The 17650-nt window shown below is 67.8% G+C and carries 16 protein-coding genes; 8 read left to right on the plus strand and 8 right to left on the minus strand.

Annotated elements, in window-relative coordinates; all coding sequences use genetic code 11:
- Positions 1-508: hypothetical protein (locus tag SMN802W_RS16175; RefSeq protein ID WP_019515155.1), on the minus strand; the 508-nt coding region annotated here is incomplete at its 3' end.
- 112 nt (positions 509-620) lie between these two features.
- On the opposite strand from SMN802W_RS16175, the gene SMN802W_RS0101725 reads away from it, so the two are divergent.
- Genes SMN802W_RS0101725 through SMN802W_RS0101740 form a run of 4 tightly spaced genes read left to right on the plus strand, consistent with a single transcriptional unit; the run spans position 621 to position 4199 of the window.
- A complete protein-coding gene (locus SMN802W_RS0101725; RefSeq protein ID WP_019515156.1) occupies positions 621-1283 on the plus strand; it encodes a response regulator in 663 nt (220 codons plus the stop codon).
- Positions 1280-2671, plus strand: a complete 1392-nt coding sequence (locus SMN802W_RS0101730) for an ATP-binding protein (RefSeq protein ID WP_037523002.1) — start codon at positions 1280-1282, stop codon at positions 2669-2671. The genes SMN802W_RS0101725 and SMN802W_RS0101730 overlap by 4 nt, the downstream gene beginning before the upstream one ends.
- A 38-nt stretch (positions 2672-2709) precedes the next feature.
- Positions 2710-3579 (plus strand): 3'-5' exonuclease, encoded by an 870-nt coding sequence (locus SMN802W_RS16180; protein ID WP_156818681.1) that lies wholly within the window; start codon positions 2710-2712, stop codon positions 3577-3579.
- Positions 3576-4199: a class I SAM-dependent methyltransferase gene (locus tag SMN802W_RS0101740; RefSeq protein ID WP_019515159.1), complete on the plus strand. Its 624-nt coding sequence runs from the start codon at positions 3576-3578 to the stop codon at positions 4197-4199. The genes SMN802W_RS16180 and SMN802W_RS0101740 overlap by 4 nt, the downstream gene beginning before the upstream one ends.
- A 6-nt stretch (positions 4200-4205) precedes the next feature.
- Here the strand turns inward: SMN802W_RS0101740 and SMN802W_RS0101745 are convergent, their stop codons facing one another.
- A complete protein-coding gene (locus SMN802W_RS0101745; protein WP_019515160.1) occupies positions 4206-4586 on the minus strand; it encodes a winged helix-turn-helix transcriptional regulator in 381 nt (126 codons plus the stop codon).
- A gap of 91 nt (positions 4587-4677) precedes the next feature.
- Between SMN802W_RS0101745 and SMN802W_RS0101750 the strand changes: the two genes are divergently transcribed.
- Together SMN802W_RS0101750 and SMN802W_RS0101755 are read left to right on the plus strand one after the other, a co-directional pair.
- Positions 4678-5751 carry an SDR family oxidoreductase gene (locus tag SMN802W_RS0101750; RefSeq protein ID WP_026325636.1) on the plus strand — a complete coding sequence of 358 codons (1074 nt, stop codon included), beginning with the start codon at positions 4678-4680 and terminating at the stop codon, positions 5749-5751.
- An 89-nt stretch (positions 5752-5840) separates the two neighbouring features.
- On the plus strand, positions 5841-8498 hold the full coding sequence (locus SMN802W_RS0101755; protein ID WP_238560085.1) for a M1 family metallopeptidase: 2658 nt from the start codon (positions 5841-5843) through the stop codon (positions 8496-8498).
- A 55-nt stretch (positions 8499-8553) separates the two neighbouring features.
- Here SMN802W_RS0101755 and SMN802W_RS16185 read toward each other — a convergent pair whose 3' ends face one another.
- The 4 genes from SMN802W_RS16185 to SMN802W_RS0101775 all read right to left on the minus strand — a co-directional run bounded on the left by SMN802W_RS16185 (position 8554) and on the right by SMN802W_RS0101775 (position 13373).
- The gene (locus SMN802W_RS16185; protein ID WP_019515163.1) at positions 8554-9111 is read right to left on the minus strand and encodes a DUF4136 domain-containing protein; all 558 of its coding nucleotides are present in this window, start codon (positions 9109-9111) and stop codon (positions 8554-8556) included.
- 116 nt (positions 9112-9227) lie between these two features.
- Positions 9228-10691 (minus strand): efflux transporter outer membrane subunit, encoded by a 1464-nt coding sequence (locus tag SMN802W_RS0101765; protein WP_019515164.1) that lies wholly within the window; start codon positions 10689-10691, stop codon positions 9228-9230.
- Between the two features lie 5 nt (positions 10692-10696).
- On the minus strand, positions 10697-12214 hold the full coding sequence (locus SMN802W_RS0101770) for a DHA2 family efflux MFS transporter permease subunit (protein ID WP_019515165.1): 1518 nt from the start codon (positions 12212-12214) through the stop codon (positions 10697-10699).
- Positions 12215-12227: 13 nt separating this feature from the next.
- Positions 12228-13373: an HlyD family secretion protein gene (locus tag SMN802W_RS0101775; RefSeq protein ID WP_019515166.1), complete on the minus strand. Its 1146-nt coding sequence runs from the start codon at positions 13371-13373 to the stop codon at positions 12228-12230.
- Positions 13374-13540: 167 nt separating this feature from the next.
- Between SMN802W_RS0101775 and SMN802W_RS0101780 the strand changes: the two genes are divergently transcribed.
- Positions 13541-14023 (plus strand): MarR family winged helix-turn-helix transcriptional regulator, encoded by a 483-nt coding sequence (locus SMN802W_RS0101780; RefSeq protein ID WP_051083449.1) that lies wholly within the window; start codon positions 13541-13543, stop codon positions 14021-14023.
- Position 14024: 1 nt separating this feature from the next.
- Here the strand turns inward: SMN802W_RS0101780 and SMN802W_RS0101785 are convergent, their stop codons facing one another.
- Positions 14025-14816, minus strand: a complete 792-nt coding sequence (locus SMN802W_RS0101785) for an ABC transporter permease (protein ID WP_019515168.1) — start codon at positions 14814-14816, stop codon at positions 14025-14027.
- Entirely contained in the window at positions 14813-15742 is a 930-nt protein-coding gene (locus SMN802W_RS0101790) for an ABC transporter ATP-binding protein (protein WP_019515169.1), read from the minus strand. Before SMN802W_RS0101790 ends, SMN802W_RS0101785 begins: the two co-directional genes overlap by 4 nt.
- A gap of 138 nt (positions 15743-15880) precedes the next feature.
- Between SMN802W_RS0101790 and SMN802W_RS0101795 the strand changes: the two genes are divergently transcribed.
- On the plus strand, positions 15881-17635 hold the full coding sequence (locus SMN802W_RS0101795) for a chloride channel protein (protein WP_019515170.1): 1755 nt from the start codon (positions 15881-15883) through the stop codon (positions 17633-17635).
- Positions 17636-17650 lie beyond the last annotated feature (15 nt).

Here is a 17650-nt window from a genome sequence, read left to right on the forward strand (position 1 = left end):
CGCCAGGCGGCGGGGGCGGAGGCGCACCGGCTCCACCCGGAGGAGGCGGAGGCGCGCCGGCTCCACCCGGCGGCGGGGGCGGCGGAGCACCCGCACCTTGCGGCGGCGGCGGAGGCGGCGCGCCCACCTCCTGCACGCTGCCCGAGGAGTCGACCAGGAAGCGCGCGCGCAGCTGACCCTGGTCGTAGCGGCCCTGCACCAGCATCGGCGTGCCGACGCGCACCGCATTCTGCGCCTCGCGGCCCGCATCGACCAGCGTCCGCCCGCTACCGTCCTGCACCACGAAGCGGTTGCCATAAACTTCGGCAACGCGCCCCTTGACCGTCACCACGCCGCTCGATTGCGGCAGCCGCGCGATCGCGGTCGGGACGGTCGGCGCCATCTCGATCGACGGGCGAGTCAGCGACACCGCGCCCGCACCGCCGGCAACGCCGATCGCGACCAGCGCGGCGGCGGCGATGCCCAGTTTCTGACCGCGGCTGACCCGCGGCACGTTCAGGTGAGACATGATTTCCTTCTCCTTGGCTTCGACGAATCACCGTCTACGCCTGCTCACGCCCACCCCCGCTGAACCCGGCGGTTCAGTTTCGGTTTAAGCATCGCACCTAGGAGCCGACACGATGCGCATCCTCCTTGTCGAAGACGACCGCGACCTCGGGCCCGCGATCGCACGCGCGTTGCGCGATGAACATTTCGCGGTCGATGTCGCGGCAGACGGCATCGACGCCGCGCATCTGGGCGCGACCGAGGCGTACGATACCGCGGTGCTCGACCTTGGGCTGCCCGGCATGGACGGCGTGGCGGTGCTGCGTGCGTGGCGCGAGGCCGAGCGCGCCCTGCCGGTGCTGATCCTGACCGCACGCGATGCCTGGTCGGACAAGGTGGCGGGGTTCAAGGCAGGCGCGGACGATTATCTGGTGAAGCCGTTCCGCGTCGAGGAACTGGTGATGCGGCTGCGCGCGCTCGTCCGCCGCGCGGCGGGTCACGCACAGCCACGGATCGCCTGCGGCCCGCTCGCCTTCGAAACGCAGACCGGGCAGTTCGAGCTCGACGGCCTGCCGCTGCGCCTGACCGCGTTCGAGTGGCGCGTCTTGTCGCAGCTGATGCTCCGCCGCGGCGCGGTAATCGAGCGGCTCGACCTGCTCGAACGCGTCTACGAGGGCGATGCCGATGTCGATTCGAACAGTCTCGAGGTCATCGTCGGACGGCTGCGCAAGAAGATCGGTGCGACGCTGATCGAGACGGTGCGCGGACGCGGTTACCGGCTGGCGTGTCCGGCATGACGCGGGCGCGCTGGCTGCCACGCTCGCTTCACGCGCGCATGCTGGCCTTGTCGGCCGCGGCGACGCTGGTCGCGCTCGCGGTCGCGGGCTGGTCGATCGCGGCGGTGCTCGAACGCTTCGTGACCGCAGGCATCGACCGCCGGCTCGACAGCGAGGTCGCATTGCTGGCGACCGCCGTGACCGACGATGGCAGCATCGACCGTGGCCGATTGCAACGACGGATCGGTGCGCTGGAGGACGAACGTGGCTGGCAATGGCAGATCGTAGCGCCTGCGGGAACGATTGCATCGACCGACTTCCCCGCGCTGCCCGTCGCTGCCGCGCCCCCACCCGCCGATCCTGCGTCGGTCGATCGACCACCCCCGCCCGGCCCGCCGCCACCGCCGCAGGCAGCGTTGGCGGAACGGCTCCACACGGTCGACGGAATCACCGACCGCGGCAGTAGCACCCACGCGCGTCGGCTCACCATCGCCACGAGTGGGGGTCTGGTGATGATCACCGCCGCCGCGCCGCGCGACGTAATCCGCCGTCCGATCCGCGACGCGGTCGCGCCGCTGCTGCTGGTGCTCGCACTGCTCGGCGCGTTGCTGGGCGCGGCCGCACTGGTACAGTTGCGCCTCGGTCTCAGCCCCTTGCGCCGGCTGCGCGACGAGGTTGCGGCGATCCGCAGCGGACAGCGCATGAGCGTCGATGAAGACCAGCCGAGCGAACTGCAACCGCTCGCGCTCGAGCTGAACGCGCTCGCCCGCGACAATGCCGCAGCACTTTCCACCGCACGGCGATCGGCGGCGAACCTCGCCCATGCGCTCAAGACCCCCGTCGCCGCGCTCGCACTCGACCTGCGTGACGAGCCTACGCGCGCGGCGCAGGTTGCACGGATCGACGACACGATCCGCCACCATCTCTCCCGCGCTCGTGCGCAGACCGCCGATCCGCGCGCGCGTACCCCACTCGGCCCCGCGCTTGCCGACCTTACACGGGTCATCGCGACGATCTATCGCGACAAGCAGATCGCGATCGAACAGAACCTGCCGGCAGTCGCGCTCGCGCTGGCGATGGATGCGCGCGACGTGGACGAACTGCTCGGCAACCTGCTCGACAACGCGGCCAAGAATGCGGCGACGCACGTGTCTGTCAGTGCGCGGCCGCACGACGCACGCACCGTCACGCTGACGATCTGCGATGATGGGCCGGGCATACCGGCGGCAGACCGCGCGCGTGCCGCGAAAGCCGGCGTCCGCCTCGACGAGCAGCGCGACGGACATGGTTTCGGACTCGCCATCGCGATCGAACTGGCCGAGCTGTACGGCGGCGCGCTGACACTCGATGACGCGCCGGGCGGCGGATTGTGCGTGACGCTGCGGCTACCCGGCGGCGCGGTCGGCTGATGATTGCGCCGCCGCCGTGTGCGGCCGATGGCGGTGTGATGAGCGACCGGCACATGCCCGATTTCGTCGTGATCGACGTAGAGACCGCGTGCGCGCGTGTCAGCAGCATTTGCCAAATCGGCATCGTCGGTTTCCGCGACGGACAGGAGGTGTTCGCATGGGAATCGCTGGTCGATCCGCTCGACACGTTTGATCCCTTCAACACGCGCATCCACGGCATCGCCGCGCACCATGTCGCGGGGCAGCCGAGCTTCACGCAGCTGCACGGCGTGATCGAGCGGCATCTGTCGGGGCGGATCACCGTCGCGCATTCGATGTTCGACAAGGGCGCGCTCGCCGCCGCATGCCGCATCCACGCGCTGCCCGGCATCGAGACGCGCTGGCTCGACAGCGTCCGTGTCGCGCAGCGCGCGTGGCCCGATCTCGACAACCACCGCCTGGGCAATCTCGCGCGGTTCCTGAAGGTCGAGCACCGTCATCACGATGCCCTGAGCGACGCACGCGCCGCGGGCTGGGTGATCGTGCGCGCGATCGAGCACAGCGGGGTCTCACTCGCCGAATGGATGCTGCCGCCGCGCCCGCCCGGTCCCGCGCCGAAAGCGGCGGTAGACGGGCGTTTTCTCGGCGAGCGCGTCGCGATCCTGGGCCAGCCGCGCGACGGCGCACTCGCCTGTGCGCTCGCCGCGGAGGGTGCGACGATCCATTCAGGCGTCGGCCTGTCGACGACGATGCTGGTCGTCGCGGCCGACCCGCCCTATTCGCGCAAGGTGCTGAACAGCGCCGCCTACACGCGCGCGGCGAAGGCGATCGCGGCGGGTCGGCCCTTACGGATCGTGCCGGCGCAAACACTCAGGCTCACTTTCACGCGGAGGAACAACGCAGGCACGCGGGGCGTCGAGGCAGCATGACCGACGCGGAAGAACTCGGCCTGCCCGCACACGCTTTCGACAAGCAGGATGACGGTGCCGACACTGCCTTCTACGCCCCCGCGCGGCTCGTTACGCACATCGACGAGGGCGCGATCGCGGCGTTGACCGCGCTCTACGCCGCGCTGCTCAAGCCCGGCGACCGCGTGCTCGATCTCATGTCCAGCTGGGTCAGCCACCTGCCGGATGACGTGCCGCTCGACGTCGTCGGGCACGGCATGAACGCGCAGGAGCTGGCCGCCAACCCACGGCTGTCGCGCTGGTTCGTACAGGATCTCAATGATAACCCGATGCTTACCGAGCCAGATGCCGCGTTCGACGCGGTACTGATCTGCGTCGGCGTCCAATATCTGCAACGCCCGCTTGCCGTATTCCGCGAACTGCGTCGTGTGCTCAGGCCGGGCGGCGTGCTGATCGCCAGTTACTCCAACCGCTGTTTTCCCACCAAGGCGGTGGCGGTGTGGTGCGCGCTCGACGTGGAGGGGCAGGCCGCGCTGATCACGCACTATTGCGACCGCGCTGGCTTCGACCAAGCCGAGGCGATCATGCTCGCTAACGGCAGCACCAGCGATCCATTGATCGCGGTCACCGCACGCGCCTGAGCCGCATCAACTGCGCCGCGAGGTCGGACGCGGCACCAGCCGGTCGAGTGCGTCGGCATTGTCGCGTCCCCAGCCATAGAGCAGCTCGACCGGCTCGACGAAACGCTGTCCCAGCTCGCTCAGGCGATATTCGACCATCGGCGGGATCGCGCTGTGGACGTGCCGGGTGATGAGCCCGCTTGCCTCCATGTCGCGCAGCGTCTGCGTCAGCATCTTCTTCGAGATGCCCGGCAGGCTGCGCAACAGCACACCGGTGCGTGCGACCCCGTCGTGGCGCGCGTGCAGCGTGTGGAGCACCATGCTGGTCCATTTGGTCGCAAACAGTTCCAGCACGCGTCTGGGCGCGCAATCCTCGCGCCATTGGTCGTCGTGCGTGCCGGGTTCCACGTGGTTACCTCCTGGTGCCTGGGTCGGTAGATGGTGCCGTCTGGCAACGCTGTCCAGCCGTGACTAGCTGACAGAGCGTAAGGAGATCGCGATGACGAAGACGGCATTAGTGGTGGGTGCAAGCGGGATCGTCGGCAGCGCGACTGCGGCGTTGCTGGTGGAACAGGGCTGGACCGTGCACGGCCTCGCACGTCGCGCGGTCGAGCAGGCAGGCGTGCAGCCGGTCGCAGCCGACCTGCAGGACGCGTCGGCGACGAAGGCGGCGCTCGCCGACCTCGACCCCGATGCGGTGTTCATCACCACGTGGTTGCGGCAGGACAGCGAGGCCGAGAACATCCGTGTCAACGGTGCGATGGTGCGCAACCTGCTGGGCGGGCTGCCCAAGCCGACCCGCCCGCGCCATGTCGCGCTGGTGACCGGGCTCAAACACTATCTCGGCCCGTTCGAGGCGTACGGCAAAGGCACGCTGCCGCAGACGCCCTTCCGCGAGGAGCAGGGCCGGCTCGATGTCGAGAATTTCTATTATGCGCAGGAGGACGAACTGTTCGCCGCCGCCGCGCGCGACGGCTTCACCTGGAGCGTGCATCGTCCGCACACCGTGATCGGCCTCGCGGTCGGCAATGCGATGAACATGGGTACGACGCTGGCGGTCTATGCCACCTTGTGTCGCGAGACGGGGCGTCCGTTCACCTTCCCCGGCTCGGCGCAGCAATGGGCGGGGCTGACCGACATGACTGATGCAGGGCAGCTGGCAAAGCACCTGCTGTGGGCAACCGAGACCGAGGCCGCGCACGATCAGGCGTTCAACGTCGTCAACGGCGATGTCTTCCGCTGGCAATGGATGTGGAGCCGCATCGCCGACTGGTTCGGCATCGAGGCCGCGCCGTTCGACGGCATCGTCCGCCCGCTCGAGCAGCAGATGGCGGAGGACCCGAACAATTGCACCGGCATCTGGCGCGAGATCGCCGTGCGCGAAGGATTGGCGGAGCCCGATCTCGCCCGTCTCGCCTCGCCGTGGCACACCGACGCCGATCTCGGCCGCCCGATCGAGGTGGTAACCGATATGTCGAAGAGCCGGCGGCTCGGTTTCACCGGCTACCAGCCGACCGACGACGCGTTCTTCGCGCTATTCGAGCGGCTGCGCGAACAGCGCCTGATCCCCTGACGCCGACGACATCCTCTTCGTTTCCCGCCCGCTTGCCGCGCACGCACCGCGGCTCTAGCAACGACGCAGAAACGAAGAGGATTTAAGCGTTGCGCAAGAGGATGATGCTGGCGGCGGCGGCGACGCTGCTATCGACCGCCGCGTTCGGGCAATCGGCCGCACCGACGTTCACGCCCGACGCGGCGGCACCGAAGGGCCGGCTGCCCGACGCGGCGGTGCCCAAGGCCTACCGGCTCGATTTCACCATCCTGCCCGAGAAGGAAGGTTTCTCCGGCCACGACGAGATCGACGTCGTCCTGAAACAGCCGACGCAGCACCTGTACCTGCACGGCCGCGACCTGAACGTGTCGAAGGTCGTCGCGCGCATCGGCAAGACGATCGTACCCGCGACCTTCACGCAGGTCGACGCGACCGGCACCGCGCGGCTCGACTTCGCCCGCGCCGTGCCCGCGGGTGCCGCCACCCTCGTGTTCGACTATACGGCCAAGTTCGGCAACGACGCGTCCGGCTTGTACCACGTCAAGGTCGCTGACCGCTGGTACAGCTGGACCCAGTTCGAGAGCATCGACGCGCGCGCCGCCTTCCCGTCGTTCGACGAACCCGGCTACAAGCAGCCGTTCACGGTCAGCGTGACGACCGCGTCCGGCATGACCGTGGTCAGCAACAGTCCCGCGACCGGCGTCGAAAAGGCCGCGGGCGGAATGGAGGTGCACCGCTTCGCGCCCACCAAGCCGTTGCCGACCTATCTCGTCGCGATCGACACCGGACCGTTCGTCCGTCAGCCCGGCACGATCCCGGCGACGCCCGAGCGTGCGCAAGGGATGCCGTACGGCGTCGTCGCGACGCAGGCGCAGAAGGACAAGATGGCCTATGCGTTTGCGGAGACACCGCCGATCGTCGCGCTGCTGGAGCGCTATTTCGGCGAAGCCTTCCCCTTCCCCAAGCTCGATCAGATCGGATCGCCGATCATGCCCGGCGCGATGGAGAATGCGGGCGCCGACACCTATGGCGACGGCATCCTGTTCCTTGAGCCGAATGCGACGACCGGCGACAGGAAGGAGTTCGGCATGGTCGTCAGCCACGAGCTGGCGCACCAATGGTTTGGCGATCTCGTCTCGCCCGAATGGTGGAGCGACATCTGGCTGAACGAAAGTTTCGCCAACTGGATGGGCTATCGCATCGCCAACGAGTGGAAGCCCGAACTCGGCATCGGCGTCGGCGCGCTCGCCGAGGGCTTTGCGGCGATGAACACCGACGCGCTGGAGGTCGGCCGTCCGATCCACCAGCCGATCACCGAGAACAGCCAGATCGACAGCGCGTTTGACAGCATCACCTATGGCAAGGGCGGGCAGGTCGTCGCGATGATCGCGGCCTATCTGGGTGACGACAAGTTCAAGCAGGGCGTTCGGCTGCACCTCAAGCGCCACGCCTACGGCAATGCCTCGTCCGAGCAGTTCTTCCAGTCGATCGCGGATGCCGCGCACGACCCCAAGGTGCTCGCCGCGCTGACCAGCTTCGTCGATCAGCAGGGTGTGCCCGTCGTCGACATTCGACGTCAGGGGACGAAGCTGACCGCGACGCAGGCGCGCTATGCCTTCATCGGCTCGACGCCCAAGCCACTCAGCTGGACGATCCCGCTGTGCCTGCGCGTCGATGCGGCCAAGCAGTGCAGTCTGCTTGATGCGAAAACGACGACGATGACCGTTCCCGCCGGTCGCGTGGTGATGCCCAACGTCGGCGGTACGGGTTACTACCGCTTCGATCTCGCCCCCGCCGACTGGCAGGCGCTGATCGCATCGTCGGCGACGCTGGGCGGCGGCGAGGCGGTTGCCACCACAGACAGCCTGTGGGCCTCGTTCCGTGCCGGCAAGGCACCCGCGGCCTCGCTTATCGCTGAGGCGCGCGCGATGGCGGCGAACCCCGATCCGGCGGCGAGTGTCGATCCGGGTGCGCGGATCGCCGGGCTGCGCTCGCGCGGGCTGATCGGCGCCAGCGCATTGCCGGCATACAAGTCGCTGATGAACGCGGTCTACACACCGCGACTGAAGCAGCTCGGCTTCAACCCGGCAGCGGGCGCGTACAAGGCAGAGGATCCGCGCCAGCAGGAGCTGCGCCACCGCCTCGTCAGCCTGGTCGCCGACGAGGCGCAGGATGCGGGCACACGCGCGACGCTGAAGGCAGCGGCAACGCGCTATCTCGCCGGCGACACCGCCGCGCTCGACCCTGGTTTCCTGTCCGACGGCCTGAGCGTGCTGGCGCAGGACGGTGGCATGCCGGTTGCGCGCACATTGGTGGAGCGCGCGCTGTCGAGCGAGGATGCGACGCTGCGATCGAGCGCACTGGCCGCTGCGGCGTCGAGCGGGCGCAGCGATGTCGCCAATTACCTGCTCACGCTCAACGATCCGCGGATGCGCGGCTTCGATCGCTTGCGCGTGATCTTCGGCGTGGTCGGCACGGTCGAGACGCGCGAGCTCGGCACTGACTGGGTGCTCGCCAACTACGAACGGCTGATCGCCGACGCGAACGGTGTGTTCATCTCGACGCGGCTTCCCTCGGCGTTCGCGTCGCAGTGCGGCGTCGACCGGGCTGCGGCGATCGACGCCAAGGTGGGACCGGCGATCCGCCGCGCCAACGTCGGCGTGCTCGCTTATGAGCGGACCTTGGAGACGATCCGGCTGTGCGGCGCGCTGCGCGATGCCAAGGCGGCGGAGATCACCGCGGCGGTGGCGGGATCGGTCGCGCGCTAACGGGGATCACCCATGTCCGGCGGCGATCGACCACGCCGCCGGGCACGTCCGTCGCTTACGGGATCGAGATCGGACCGCGCGTGCGCGCCGGGAACTGCGCCATCACCGCGTCGGCGAGTGTTTGCGCCACAAGCACGGCGCCGCCCGCTGGCGTTCCCGACACACGCGCGGTAACCGCGCTACCTGTCCAGACGACACGCGCATCGCTGCGGCCTGCGATCGTGACGGTCAGTTCAGTGACGACCAGATCGCCCAGCCGATCGCCGCCCGCGGGCAATCCGACGCTGATGCCGCCGTTCAGGCTCATGCTCGGCGCGCCGCCGCCTGCCCGTCTCGAGGTCACCACCCCGCGCGGGCGGCGATCGACCGTCACCTTCGCGACATAGCGGCCGTGGCCAGCGTCGGGCAACAAGGTGAATCCCTTCGCAGCCAGCGCGCGCTCCACGGCATCCCCGAACACCGCGCGCGCCTGATCGGTCAGCGCCTGGCCACCGATCGACGCAATCGTGATCGTTCCGCTGGTCGGCACGGCCGTCGCTGCGGGGTTGGCGACCGGAGCAGAAGAGCCTTGCACCAGCACCAGGAGGGCGGCTGCGGCGGCAGTGAAGAGCATGAAGTCGCGCTCGTTTGCATGACGGCGGCAACGCGCGGCCGGGGCAGTATCAAGGCCCGAGCCGGCCGCCAGTTCCCGCAAGCGGCCGAGATCATGTGCTTGGCGCTGCGTCCCCTCTAGCGTGACGTCTGCGCAGTCGACGACCCGATCCCCGACGCGCCGGTCCAGCCACCCGCGGTGGCGACGTAGAGCCGCGCAACGTTCAGGAACTGCCGCGTCCGCGCGACCACCAGCCCGTTGCTCGCGCGCTGATACAGTCGCTCTGACTCGAGCACCTGCAACACGCCCGAATTACCGACCTGGAAGCTGCGCCGCGACAGGTGTCGCGACCGCTCCGCGACCTGCACCGACGATCGCTGGTCCGCGACCGAGCGCGCGTCGTTGTGGATCGCGGATAGCAGGTCGGCGACCTGGCTGAAGGCGACCAGCACCGTCTGCTCGTAACTTGCCTGGCTGGCGCGCGCGCGATTGATCGCCGCCGCACGCTCGGCCTTGAGCGTTCCGCCATGGAAGATCGGCGCGGTCAGCCCGGCGAACAGGTCGTAGCCGCGAAACGCATTCTTCACGAGGTCGCCGACCGCGGGCGCGCCCTGCGTCAACGTCGCGCCGAGCGTGATGTCGGGATAAAGCCGCGCGGTCGCGACCCCGACCGCCGCGGTCGCGGCGTGCAGTTCCGCCTCCGCCTGCAGGATGTCGGGGCGGCGGTGGACGAGGCTCGAGGGCAGCGCGACCGGCACCTGCGCCGGCAGCGTCAGCTGCGCAAACGCGATGTCGTTTGCCGGCAGCGCCGCCGGCGTGATGCCGAGCAGGGTCGCGAGCAGATGCCGCGCCTCGGCCAGTTGCTGATCGAGCTGCGGCAGGTCGCCGCGGTCGGCGGCATACTGGCTTTGCGCGTTCAGCACCTCGACCAGCGTCCCCTCGCCGCCTGCGCGACGCTTCTCCGTCAGATCGACGTTGCGCTGGTCGTCGGCGAGCAGCGCGCTCGCGGTGTCGATCTGCGCATGGAGCGCGGCGATTGTCAGCACCTGATTGACCACCTGCCCCGCGATCGTCAGATGCGCCGCCTCGGTCTGGCGCTGCTGCGCCTCCGCCTGCGCCGCGCTCTGCTCGACACTGCGCTTAAGTCCGCCGAACAGGTCGAGGTCGTAGCTGACGCCGCCTCCGACGGTGTAGAGGTGGAACTCGGGATTGCCCGCGGCCGCGAGCGGGTTGTTCCCCGAGAGGCCGAACCCGGCAAGGTTGACCTGCTGCTGGTCGGCGCGTGCGTTGGCATCGACCTGCGGCAGGCGACGGCCCGCGATCGCGCGCACCTCGTCGCGGCTGGCGGCGAGCGTCGCGTTGCTCGCCGCGAGACTGCGGTTGTTGGCGATCGCCTGATCGACCAGCGCGTCGAGCTGCGGCGAACCGAACGCGGACCACCAGCGCAGCTGCGGCCCTTCGCCGAGCGCAATGCCGGCAGGCGTCGTCTCGCCAGGCGACTGGTAGGCAGTGGCCGCCGGTGCCTGCGGACGCGTGAAGTTCGGGCCGACCGTGCAGCCGGCAAGCGCGGTGGCGAATGCGAGGGTAGCGAAACGCTTCATGGCAATCAGTCCATGTGGATCGTCGGGCCGTCGCCGGCGCCGCCGCGCGGGCGGCGCATCAACAACAGCAGCGGGATGACCGCGAGAGTCAGGATGAACAGCAGCCAGAAGGCATCGACATAGGATACCATCGCCGCCTGCCGCGTGATCTGCGCATTCGTTGCGGCGACTGCGCTTGGCACGTTGAAGTCGAAGGTGGAGGGCAGCACCGGATTGTCGGGGCGAATGTCCTCGACCAGCCGCGCGTGGACGGTGGCACCGTTGCGGATCGTCAGCGCCTGCAACACCGAAATGCCGACCGCCGACCCGATGTTGCGCATCAGCGTGAACATGGCCGCGCCCTCGTTGCGGTATTTCGGACTGAGCGTCGCGAAGGCGATCGTCGTCAGCGGCACGAACACGAGACCGGTGCCCAGCCCCTGGATGAACCCGGAGATGATCACCAGCCGCTCGTTCATCCCGAGCGAAAAGCCCGACATCATGTGGAGCGAATAGGCCGCGATCAGGAATCCGGTGAAGATCAGCAGCCGCGGATCGACCTTCTTGATCAGCCGTCCGACGACCACCATCGAGATCAGCGTGCCGATGCCCCGCGGCGCGGTGACGAGCCCGGTCAGCACGACCGGATAGCTCATCAAATTCTCCAGCATCGTCGGCAGCAAGGCGAGCACCCCGAACAGCACGGTGCCGAGAAAGAAGCCGAAGATCGAACCGGTCAGGAAGTTGCGGTCCCTGAACATGCCGATGTCGATGAACGGACGCTTGGCCGTCAGGGTGTGAACGACGAACAGATAACCGAAGAATAGGCCCAGCGCTCCCTCTACGCATACTTCGGTCGAGCTGAACCAGTCCTTGGTCTGACCCCGGTCGAGCATCAGCTGGAACGAACCGATTGCCAGCGCGAGCATCGCGAAGCCGAACAGGTCGAGCCGCGGTCTTGCCGCGTCCTTCGTCTCCGACAGGAACGCCGACAGCCCGGCAAAGGCCAACGCACCGATCGGCAGGTTGATGTAGAATACCCAGCGCCACGTCAGATTGTCGGTCAGCCAGCCGCCCAGTGCCGGCCCGATGATCGGACCCAGGATTGCGCCCATCCCCCACACCGCCATCGCGGGGCCGTGGCGTTCGGGCGGGTTGATGTCGAGCAGGATCGCCTGACTCATCGGCACCAGCGCGGCGCCGAACACGCCCTGGAGCAGCCGGAACGCGACCAGCTCGCCCAGGCTGTTGGCGATGCCGCACAGCCCCGACACGGTGGTGAAACCGATGATCGACCACAGCATCAACCGCTTGCGCCCGAACCGCCCGGCGAGCCAACCAGTCAGCGGCGTCATGATCGCGGCCGCGACGATGTACGACGTCAGCACCCAGGTGATCTCCTCACCCGACGCCGACACGCTGCCCTGGATGTGCGGCAGCGCGACATTGGCGATCGTGCTGTCGAGCGAGTTCATCACGGTCGCCGCCATCACCGATGCGGTGATGAAGCGACGCGACACCGCGTCGGGATAGGAGCCTGTCATGGCTAACCTGCCGTCAGCGCTCGGCCGTGCCACCGCCGAACAGGTGGCGCTTGTGCCCGGTGTCGACGCTGACCTCGACGCTGAGCCCCGCATGCAGCGGCACGTTCGGCGGCAGGCGATCGATGCTGAACTCGACGGGCAATCGCTGCACGACCTTGACCCAATTGCCCGTCGCATTCTCAGCCGGCAACAATGCGAAGCTGTTGCCCGTGCCGGGGCTGAAGCTCGTCAGCCGGCCGGTCAGCTTCAGGTCGGGAAACGCGTCGATGTGAAAGGTCGCGGGCTGTCCGACGCGCATGTGGTTGAGCTGGTCTTCCTTGAAATTCCCCTCGACCCACATCCGCGTGCCCGCCAGCGTGAAGACCGGCTTCGACGCCGACACGTAGCTGCCACGCTGCAGTTGATCGACCTTGGTGACGATCCCGTCCTGCGCCGCGCGCACCACCGTGTAGCTGAGGTTGAGTTGCGCGCGCTCAAGCGCCGCCTGCGCGCGCTGTACCGCCGGCTGCGCCGACGTGGGCGCGTCGACGCTGCCGGTCAAGGTTGCTGCGACGCCCGCATTCTGCTGCACCGAGGTCTGGATCTGCTGGCGCGCGGTCTGTGCGGCGAGCACCGCCTGGTCATACTGGTTCTGCGACGAGATGCCTTCCGCCAGCAGCGACTTCTGCCGCGCCGCTTCGCGGATCGCGTAATCCAGCCGCGCCTTGTTGGCGGCCAGGCTCGCCTCACCCTCGCGGTAATTGGCGCGCAGCGACGACACCTGCGTGCGCGCGTTGGCGAGTTCCGCCGCCGCTTCGTCGACTGCGGCCTGGAAAGGCGCCGGGTCGATGCGGAACAGCACGTCGCCTGCACGGACGCGCTGGTTGTTGTGCACCAGCACCGCAACGACGGGCCCGCTGACGCTTGCACTGACCGGCACCAGCCCGGCCTGGATGTAGCCGTTGTCGGTCTCCTGAAAGCGGCCGCCGCTCAGGTAGAAATACAGTCCCAACACCACCGCCAGGATCGGCGCGGCGATCAGCAGCGGCAGGCGCAAGCGGTTGCGCCGCGTGCGTGGCTCGTCAGCGGCCTCGACCACGGGTGCTGGTTCGGTGACCGGAACCGAGTCGCTGAGCGTCTCGGGCGCAGGCCGTTGGTTTTGTGGGTCGTCCAGGCTCATGTTTCCTCACGGATCAGACGCGACACCAGCAGCGCGATCTCGATTGCCTGAGCCCGTTGCACCTCTCTCAAATAAAACGCAACGTGATAATACGCTACCTCACTAACGCCTTGCATCGGTTCCAAGCCGCTGTAGAGACGCCGCGGATGAGCCAAGAGGAAGCCACCTTGACGACCGCGCCGGCAGCAGCGGCCGAGGTCATCGAACAACGCAGCCTCGTCGCGCAGATCAAGCTGGTGTCGAAGCTCTTGCGCAAGCGCTTCGACGAGCGCGCCCGCGCGGTGGCGCTGAGCGAGGGCGCCGGCTGGGGCGAGGCGCTGACGCAGGCGCAGTGGCGCGCGCTCGCCACCATCTACCTCAATGCCGGGTGCACGCAGAAGGAACTCGCCGAACGGCTCGAGATCGGTGCGGTCGCGACCGGGCAGACGATCGACCGGCTCGAACGCCTACAATGGATCACGCGCAGCAGCGATCCGGGTGATCGCCGCGTCAATCGCCTTCATGTGACCGACACGGCGCTCCCGATCCTTGAGCGGTTGGGCGTGTTTGCCGATCGCGAGCATTACTTCGCCGATGTCGGCCTGCCGCCGGAAAAGTTGGCGCAGCTCACCGCGTTGCTGGACGAGGTGATCGAGAACCTGTCCGCCTAGCTCAGCTCTTCAGCCGCCACCCGCTCTTGAAGATCCATGCGATCACGGCGAGACAGGCGACAAGGAAGCCGAGCGTCACGCCGAGGCTCAGGCCGATATCGACGTCGCCGTGCCCGAAGAAGCTCCAGCGGAATCCGCTGACCAGATAGACGACCGGATTGAACAGGCTGACCGTCCGCCACGGCTGCGGCAGCATGTCGATCGAGTAGAAGCTGCCGCCCAGGAACGTCAGCGGGGTGATGAGCAGCAACGGCACGAAGTTCAGCTGCTCGAAACTGTTCGCCCAGATGCCCAGGATGAATCCGAACAGGCTGAACGCCACGGACGTCAGCAGCAGGAACGCAATCATCGCCAGCGGATGCTCGACCACCACGGGCACAAAGAAGGCGGAGGTTGCGAGGATGATCGAGCCGATCACCACCGATTTCGTTGCCGCCGCCCCCACATATCCGACCACCAGCTCCATCGCCGAGATCGGCGCGGACAGGAGCTCGAAGATCGTACCGGTGAATTTCGGAAAATAGATGCCGATCGAGGCATTGCCGACACTCTGCGTCAAGAGCGACAGCATGATCAGGCCGGGCACGATGAAGCTGCCGTAGCTGACCCCGTCGACGCTCTGCATCCGGCTGCCGATCGCGCCGCCGAAGACGATAAAATACAGGCTGGTGGTGAGCACCGGTCCGATCAGGCTCTGCCACAGCGTGCGCAGCGACCGCGCCATCTCGAAGCGATAGATCGCCCAGATGCCATGCAGGTTCAGACCGGGCAGGTTCAGGCCGGGCGCGTTCATGCCCGTTCCTCCACCAGGTCGACGAAGATGTCTTCGAGGCTCGATTTCGATGTCTCCAGATCCTTGAACGCGATGTGGCGTTCGCCAAGCGCGCGCAGCAGCGACGGAATGCCGGTATCCTCCTCGGTCGCGTCGAAAACGTAGCGCAGCGTATGGCCATCGTTGACGAGACTGAGCTGCCATTGCTCGAACCCCGCCGGCACCATGTCGAGCGCATCGACCAAGGTCAGGTCGAGCTCGCGCTTGCCGAGCTTCTGCATCAGCGCCGCCTTTTCATCGACCAGCAGCAGCCGGCCCTTGTTGATGACGCCGACACGGTCGGCCATCTCCTCGGCCTCTTCGATATAATGCGTCGTCAGGATGATCGTGGTGCCGCGTTCGCGCAACGAGTGGACCAGCTTCCACATGTCGCGGCGCAGCGCCACGTCGACGCCGGCGGTGGGTTCATCGAGGAACAGGATCTCAGGCTCGTGCGCCAGCGCCTTGGCGATCAGCACGCGGCGCTTCATGCCGCCCGACAATTCCATGATCTTGTTGTTGCGCTTGTCCCACAACGACAGGTCGCGCAGCACCTGCTCGATATATTCGCTGTGTCCCGAGCGGCCGAACAGCCGGCGCGAGAAGGTGACGGTCGCGAGCACGGTCTCGAACATGTCGACCGACAGTTCCTGCGGCACCAGCCCGATCAGCGTGCGCGCGGCCTTGTAGTCGCGCACCGCATCATGCCCACCGACCCGGATCGTGCCGGTCGACGGCGTGACGATGCCGCAGACGATACTGATCAGCGTCGTCTTGCCCGCGCCATTGGGGCCGAGCAGCGCGAAGATCTCGCCCTTGTTGATCGACAGATCGACGCCGTGGAGCGCGGTGAACCCGCCCTTGTAGGTCTTTGACACGCCGGTGAGCGTGAGGATTGGTTCGGTCATGAAGCCCCCTTGCGCCACGCAGATAGGATCGCGCGGCCACAATGGGAGGGGCGGCACGTCGCAAACGCCTGATCCCGCGTTGTCGCGAACTCGGTCGCGGCCTAACGCGACCTGCATGGAACGGACTCGACCGCTGCGATGAAGCGGCCAGGCGTGCCGCAAAGCTGGTCGATCCGCACGGCATGGCTCAGGCGCAAGCTGCGCGCGAGCGAGGCGGCATTCATCGTCCTGTCGGTGATCGTCGGCGCGGTGGCGGGATTGAGCAGCGTGCTGCTGGGCACGCTGGCGCGCGGGGTACAATCCTGGGCTTTCGCACTGCCCGACGAAGCGCGGCTGAGCGCCGTGCCTGCGCTGTCGCCCGCGGTGGTCGTCATGCTGCCACTCGGCGGCGCGGTGCTCGTCGCGTTCAACTGGCTGGTCCGTGCGCGCAAGCGGCGACTGGTCGACGCGGTGGAGGCGAATGCGCTGCACGGCGGGCGCATGTCGTCGCTCGACAGCCTGGTCATCGCAGGCCAGACCGCATTGTCGAACGGCTTCGGCGCTTCGGTCGGGCTGGAGGCGGGCTATGCGCAGCTGGGCGGCGCGGGTGCCTCGTTCGCGGCGCGCTGGCTGGAACTTAGGCGCAGCGATTTCCGCACCCTGGTGGGCGCCGGCGCTGGTGCCGCGATCGCCGCTGCGTTCGGTGCACCGCTGGCGGGGGCCTTCTACGCGTTCGAGATCGTCATCGGCGCCTACACGCCCGCCGCGATCGCGCCCGTGGTCGCGGCGGCGCTGACCGGCGTGTTCGTCGCGCAACTGTTCGGTGCGCGGCCATATCTGATCGACGTGGCGACGACCGCGCCAATCGAGACGCACCATTACCTGCTCTACGCCACGCTGGGGATCATCTGCGCGGGCGTCGGCATCGCATTGATGCGGGTGATCACGCTGGCCGAGCAGGCAACGCGGCGGATGCCGTTGCCAGGCGAGCTTCGCCCGATCCTGGGCGGCGTGCTGCTGGTCCCGATCGCGCTGATCTCGCCGCAGGTGCTGTCCGCCGGGCACGGTGCGCTCCACGCCGACCTGGCGATGGGCGTGCCGCTCACGTTCGTGGCGACGATCCTCGTTGCAAAGGCGCTCGCCTCGATCGTGTCATTGGGGTTCGGCTATCGCGGCGGGCTGTTCTTCGCGTCATTGTTCATGGGAACGCTGGTCGGGCATCTGTTCGCCGGACTGCTGGCGATGGCGGGCTGGGTCACGCTCGACCTGCGCGACGCCGCGATGGTCGGCATGGCGGCGCTGGCGGTTGCGGTGATCGGCGGGCCGATGACGATGGCGATGCTGGTGCTGGAGGCGACGCACGACTTCGGCTTGACCGGCGCAGTGCTCGCCGCCGCACTGGTTTCGTCGTCCTTAGTGCGTGAGACATTCGGCTACAGCTTCTCGACGTGGCGGCTGCACTTGCGCGGCGAGACGATCAAGAGTGCGCGCGATGTCGGCTGGACGCGGATGCTGACCGCGGGAAAGATGATGCGCCGCGACGCACGCGCGACGCCCGGCACGACCAGTGTCGCGGAATTCCGCCGCCGCTTTCCGCTCGGCGCGACCAGCCGCGTCGTGCTGACCGATCGCGAGGATCGCTACGCCGGGATCATCCAGACGCCCGCGGCCTATGCGGACACGCTCGATCCACGCGCGGAAGTCGACACGCTCGCGATCAACCGCGATGCGGCGCTTGCCCCCGACATGGACATTCAGGCGATCATGAAGCGCTTCGATGCCTCGGGCGCGGATGAGCTGGCAGTGCTCGATGCCGATCGCCGCGTGCTCGGATTATTGTCCGAAACCTTCGTGCGCCGCCGCTATGCCGAGGAGCTGGAAAAGGCGCAACGCGACCTCTTCGGCGAACGATAGCAGGGCGAAGCGTAT

Source organism: Sphingomonas sp. Mn802worker (assembly GCF_000382485.1).
In the GTDB taxonomy this organism is placed as follows: domain Bacteria; phylum Pseudomonadota; class Alphaproteobacteria; order Sphingomonadales; family Sphingomonadaceae; genus Sphingomonas.